Origin of the sequence: Mycobacterium sp. (assembly GCF_032162105.1) — a bacterium.
In the GTDB taxonomy this organism is placed as follows: domain Bacteria; phylum Actinomycetota; class Actinomycetes; order Mycobacteriales; family Mycobacteriaceae; genus Mycobacterium.
In genome coordinates this window covers 1-5,038 of record NZ_JAVRPS010000492.1, presented here as the reverse complement: position 1 = coordinate 5,038, position 5,038 = coordinate 1, and the positions used below count along the sequence as shown (strand labels likewise).

The following is a 5,038-nucleotide window of genomic DNA, read 5'->3' as shown; positions in this document are numbered from 1 at the left end:
GTACGCCGGTCTGCCTGGTGCCGCGCTCGACGCAGCCCTGCATCACCGACCACACCCGCAGCAGCCCGGCCCTTACCTCCGCCTCGCTGCGCCACGTCAGTTCGTTGGCGAGCATCAATTCGCTTATGCGCATGCCGGTTTCGGTGGTCAGCACCAGCAGTTCGTCGGCGGTGCGGAACGGATACCTAACGTCCGCACCCTCTGGAGCCTCGCCGAGCCCGCGAACGTCGTCCTCGTCGAGAACCGCGCCACCCCCGACCGAATAGTATTCCCGCTTCAGCACCGGCGAACCGTCGTCGCCCAGCGCCGAGAACACCATGCCGTTGCTGTGGAACGACAGTCGCTTCCGTCGGTGCAACACGATGTCGTCGACCGCCGCGAACGCGATCCGACGCACACCGCCAAGGCAGAGTTCGCCCGCTTCGGCGACGGCGGCGATCCGGCTGCCAACGGCATCGGGATCGACGGTCTCGGGATCCGCACCCTCAAGCCCGAGCACCAGTGCAGGGACGGTGCCATGCCCTTCACCGGTCGCCCCGAGCGAGCCGAAGAGCTCGACGCGCACCCCGGTCGTCCGCTCGAGCAGATTCTCGGCGGACAACCGGGCCACGAAGGCGTTGGCCGCCCGCATGGGCCCGACGGTGTGCGAACTCGACGGTCCGATCCCGACCTTGAACAGGTCGAACACGCTGCCCGTCACGGTGATGCCCGCAGGCTGTCGTACAGCGGGAAGCGTTGCGCAAGCGCGTCGACGCAGGCACCCAGACGGGCGAGATCCGCGGCCTCGATTGCGGGTGTCAGTGCCTCGGCGATGACGTCGGCCACCTGCCGGAAGGCGTCTTCGGTGAATCCCCTCGCCGCCAGCGCCGCGGTGCCGATGCGCACACCCGAGCTGACCATCGGCGGGCGCGGGTCGAACGGAACGGCGTTGCGGTTGACCGTGATTCCCACGTCGCGCAGCCGGTCCTCCGCCTGCTTGCCGTCCAACTCCGACGCGCGCAGGTCGACGAGCACCAGGTGGACGTCGGTGCCGCCGGTGACGACGTCGATGCCGGCTCGCCGCGCATCGGGCTGCGTCAGCCGCGCCGCGATCAGCCGGGCGCCGGCGACGGTGCGCTCCTGGCGGTCCCGGAATGCCGGTTCGGCGGCCATCTTGAAGGCGACGGCCTTCGCGGCGATCACGTGTTGGAGCGGGCCACCCTGCTGGCCGGGGAACACCGCCGAGTCGAGCTTCTTGCGCAGCTCGTCGACGGCAAGGATGAAGCCCCCGCGGGGACCGCCAAGTGTCTTGTGCGTCGTCGACGTGACGATGTGCGCGTGGGGCACGGGCGAGGGGTGCAGTCCGGCGGCGACCAGGCCGGCGAAGTGCGCCATGTCGACCATCAGGTAGGCGCCGACTTCGTCGGCGATGCGCCGGAACGCGGCGAAGTCGAGCTGACGCGGATAGGCCGACCAGCCGGCGAGGATCAGCTTCGGCTTGCGCTCGTGCGCCAGCCGCCGCACCTCGTCCATGTCGACCCGGTGGTCATCGGCCCGCACGTGGTACTGCGCGACGTCGTAGAGCCTGCCGGAGAAGTTCAGCTTCATGCCGTGGGTCAGGTGTCCCCCGTGGGCAAGCGCCAGTCCCAGGATGGTGTCACCCGGCTGCAGGACGGCGTGCATCGCGGCCGCGTTGGCCTGGGCGCCGGAATGCGGTTGTACGTTTGCATATTCGGCTCCGAAGAGGGCGATCAGCCGCTCGATCGCGAGCGCCTCGATCGAGTCGACGTGCTCGCATCCGCCGTAGTACCGGCGTCCCGGGTAGCCCTCGGCGTACTTGTTGGTCAGTACCGAGCCCTGTGCCTCCAGCACGGCCCGCGGTGCGTAGTTCTCCGAGGCGATCATCTCAAGGCCGCGCTGCTGGCGACTCAGCTCAAGGTCGACCAGGCCGGCGACCTCGGGGTCGAAGTCAGCCAGTGATGCTTCCAGTACCGGCGGGCAGGAGCGGAGCGACCCGGGGCTGGGGCTGGGCGGGGACTGTGCGGTCATCGATCGTGTCACGGGGTTGAGCCTTTCGTCGGCTGCGCTGGCGCAGCGCAGTGTTTGCGATGGCTCCTCCCACTCTGTTTTGGTGGCCTGAGAGATTCGCGTGATGGGACGGACCCCTCACGCTTGCCCCGTCGGCGAGCGCACGTGTCGCTGCGCTACTTTCCAGAGATGCCTGAACGCAGCGGTTCTGGGCCTGAGAGATTCCCGGGAGGACATTGCTCCTTCGGCTCTCCGCCCGCCGCGGTGTGCGGCGGTCGGAGATCTCCCGCTACGTGTAACGGCCGATCTGTAGTTGTGCAATGCGCAACGCGCGCGCATCGCGCAACCATTCTCGTCCACCGCCGTACCAGTGTCAACCGTCGGAACGGAGTCAGCCCGTATACCCGAGCCTGCGACTGATCTGAGCCGCCGCGTCGATCGTCCGCCGGGCCGCCGCAGCGAATCCGGCGGGCTCCAACCGGTACGATGGTCCCGAAACGCTCAGCGCTGCAACGATTCCGCCGGCGCTGTCGCGTACGGGTGCCGACACCGCGTTCAGGCCGATCTCCAGTTCCTCGTTGACCGCAGCCCAGCCGTTCGCCCTGGCGGTGGCGAGTTCGGCCTCCAACCCGCCCAGCTCGACGATCGTGTTGGGCGTGAACGACGCCAGACGCTCGCCCAGGCGCGAACGCAATTCGGCCGCCGTCAGTTCCGACAGCAACACCTTGCCGCTCGAGGTGGCATGCGCCGGACAGCTCTGACCCACCCAGGTGCGCAATGCCACCCCGGCCGCGCCGATGGATTCGACGACGTTGATGATCCGGTCGCCGTCGAGGATCGCGAGATTAGTGGTCTCACCGGTCTGCGCCGCGAGCGCGTCGCAGGTGCCCTGGCCTTGTCTCGTCAGGTCCATTGGCGCACTTGTCGATCCGGCCAACCGCACCACCGAGAACCCCAGCCGGTACTTACCCCGTTCGGAGAGTTGCTCGACATATCCGCGGGACTCGAGAACGGCGATCAACCGCGACACCGTGGACTTGTGCACACCAAGCTCGGCGGCGATCTCGGTGACCCCGGCGGCCCCGAGCTTGGCCAGGATCTCCATCACCATCAGTGCGCGGTCAACCGACTGCACGGCGGCGACTCCGCGCCCGTTCTCCCCAGGACCCTCGCCCATTTGATCTGTCATGACCCCGCCAACTCTAGGCGGTGCCGTCGCCGAACTGGGGCGTCTCGTTGGCCGGTGCACCCCGGTCACGTCAACATCTCGGCGTTCATCGCCGCCATTTGCCGCACCCGGCGCTGCACGGCGACGATCTCGCGCACGCCGTCGTTGAGCAGGCTGCGGTTCAGCGGCGACAGCTCCGACATCGTGACGACGTCTCCGGGCCTGCACCCCGCGCCGATCTGGTCGATCTGATGAGCCATGCGCAGGCCTTGCAGTAGCGCGAAGACCTCACCGAGGGTGTTCGCGTCCGCGTCGGACAGAATGCCGTTGCCCGCAGCTGCCTCGAGCCTCGCCGGAGTTGACGCCGAGACGACGCCGACGGTCAGCCCGCCCCAGCGCGCGAGGTTGACGATCGGCGTCAGCGCGTGGCTCTTCAGGTCGAAGGTGCCGCCGCGCCGGGATACCACGTCGCGCAATGAGCGGGTCCGCACCTTGCCCGACAGCGCGTCGAGCAGCTGCAGCCGCAACGCATTCGGATGATCGGAGGGCATGCAGCGATAGGCCGACGGAACGGTGTGCAGCGCCGGATCGCCCCACACCACGCGGCCGTCCAGGAGCAGCGACGACATGATCAGGCCACGGCCCTTCATCGGATCGTCGAGCCAGCGGGCGGCGGCGCTGGCCCACGCGGAGCTGGACCGCGCGAACAGTGGCTTCGACGCCACCGCGCCGTTGGTGTCGGACGGCAGGCCGCACGCGTCGAGGGTGGCGTGCACCCGCCCGGCGACCCGCAGGAAGTGACCCTTCTCGGGTTCCAGCTCATCGGCCCACGCCAACGCGCTGTCGACATCGGAGGACGGCATGGCTTCGCGTCGGGCGACACTGCCCAGCGTCAGCCAGGCGAACTGTGGGCGTCGCTTGAGCTCGGGATGGGACAGTTCCAGTTCGAGGGCCCGCCGCACCACGCTGTCGATCACGACCGACAGAATGCCGCTGCACCCGGAGGCATCGGTGCCGCTGCGGTACAGGTCGACGGTCAGATCGGCGATGCCCGCGGCGGCCGCCTGTAGCTCGGCGGGGTTGGCCGCCAGGGCAATCGAGCGCCGCAGCAGGAAGCTTTGTCGCGTCGAGGTGGCGACCAGATCCGCGTCTTCGAGCACTCCGATGACCTGGCCGTGCTGGGTGAGCACCGGCATGTGCCGCATCCCGCTCTCGAGCATGTCCATCAGCACGGTCGCCGCGACCCGGTCCGCGGTGACCGTGCGCGCGGGCACACTCATCACCTGCCCGATGGGTGCGTCGACGCTGATCCCCGCCGCGACCACCCTGGTCCGTAGGTCACGATCGGTGAAGATGCCGAATTCACCATTGGGCATCGCGATCAGCACGTAGGAACTGCGCTGCTCGGTCATGTGTCGCACGGCGTCGCGGACCGTGGTGTCGGCCGTGGTGAAGACGGGCTCGGCGTGCACCAGGTCCCCGACCGGCCGCAGCGACGGCCGTTGGGTGGCAACTCGATTGCCGGCGATCGTCTTCCACGCCGACGACGCTAAGAATGACAGTCCCGCGGGCTTGGCGAACTCGGCACGAACCAGGTCCCCTGGCAGCCGCACGACGGTGCTCGGTTCGGTGGCCCGCGCCACGAACTGCACGGTGCCACCCGTCAACAGTGGGAAGAACCCGAAGATCCCGCCCGGCGGCACCGTGTCGAACGGTTCGTCACCGTCGGGGGCGGCGGTCAACAACACCACCTGCCCGTCGCACAGGAGCCAGATCTCGTCCGGCTTCTGCGCCGAGTAGTCCACGATCACCGCGCCGGCGTCGTACCGATGGACCGACGACGCGCCGGCCAACTCGGCGAGG

Annotated in this window: 4 protein-coding genes and 2 riboswitches; all 4 genes read right to left on the bottom strand. The window is 68.7% G+C overall.

Going from position 1 to position 5,038, the window contains the following annotated elements:
- The coding region (locus QOC69_RS25225) for a serine dehydratase beta chain (RefSeq protein WP_526444770.1) at positions 1-700 on the bottom strand (700 nt) is incomplete at its 3' end.
- Entirely contained in the window at positions 697-2,028 is a 1,332-nt protein-coding gene (gene glyA, locus QOC69_RS25220) for a serine hydroxymethyltransferase (protein ID WP_526444772.1), read from the bottom strand. The genes glyA and QOC69_RS25225, both read right to left, overlap by 4 nt.
- Positions 2,029-2,092: 64 nt before the next feature.
- A riboswitch (glycine riboswitch) is annotated at positions 2,093-2,200 on the bottom strand.
- Positions 2,201-2,306: riboswitch (glycine riboswitch) on the bottom strand. It abuts the riboswitch before it with no gap.
- A gap of 92 nt (positions 2,307-2,398) precedes the next feature.
- Positions 2,399-3,196, bottom strand: a complete 798-nt coding sequence (locus tag QOC69_RS25215) for an IclR family transcriptional regulator (protein WP_526444768.1) — start codon at positions 3,194-3,196, stop codon at positions 2,399-2,401.
- A gap of 65 nt (positions 3,197-3,261) precedes the next feature.
- The coding region (locus QOC69_RS25210) for a putative nucleotidyltransferase substrate binding domain-containing protein (RefSeq protein ID WP_526444766.1) at positions 3,262-5,038 on the bottom strand (1,777 nt) is incomplete at its 5' end.

Excerpts from the sequence above, each read along its gene's own strand:
- QOC69_RS25215 (WP_526444768.1), bottom strand. The coding sequence starts at position 3,196 with ATGACAGATCAAATGGGCGAGGGTCCTGGGGAGAACGGGCGCGGAGTC.
- glyA (WP_526444772.1), bottom strand. The coding sequence starts at position 2,028 with ATGACCGCACAGTCCCCGCCCAGCCCCAGCCCCGGGTCGCTCCGCTCC.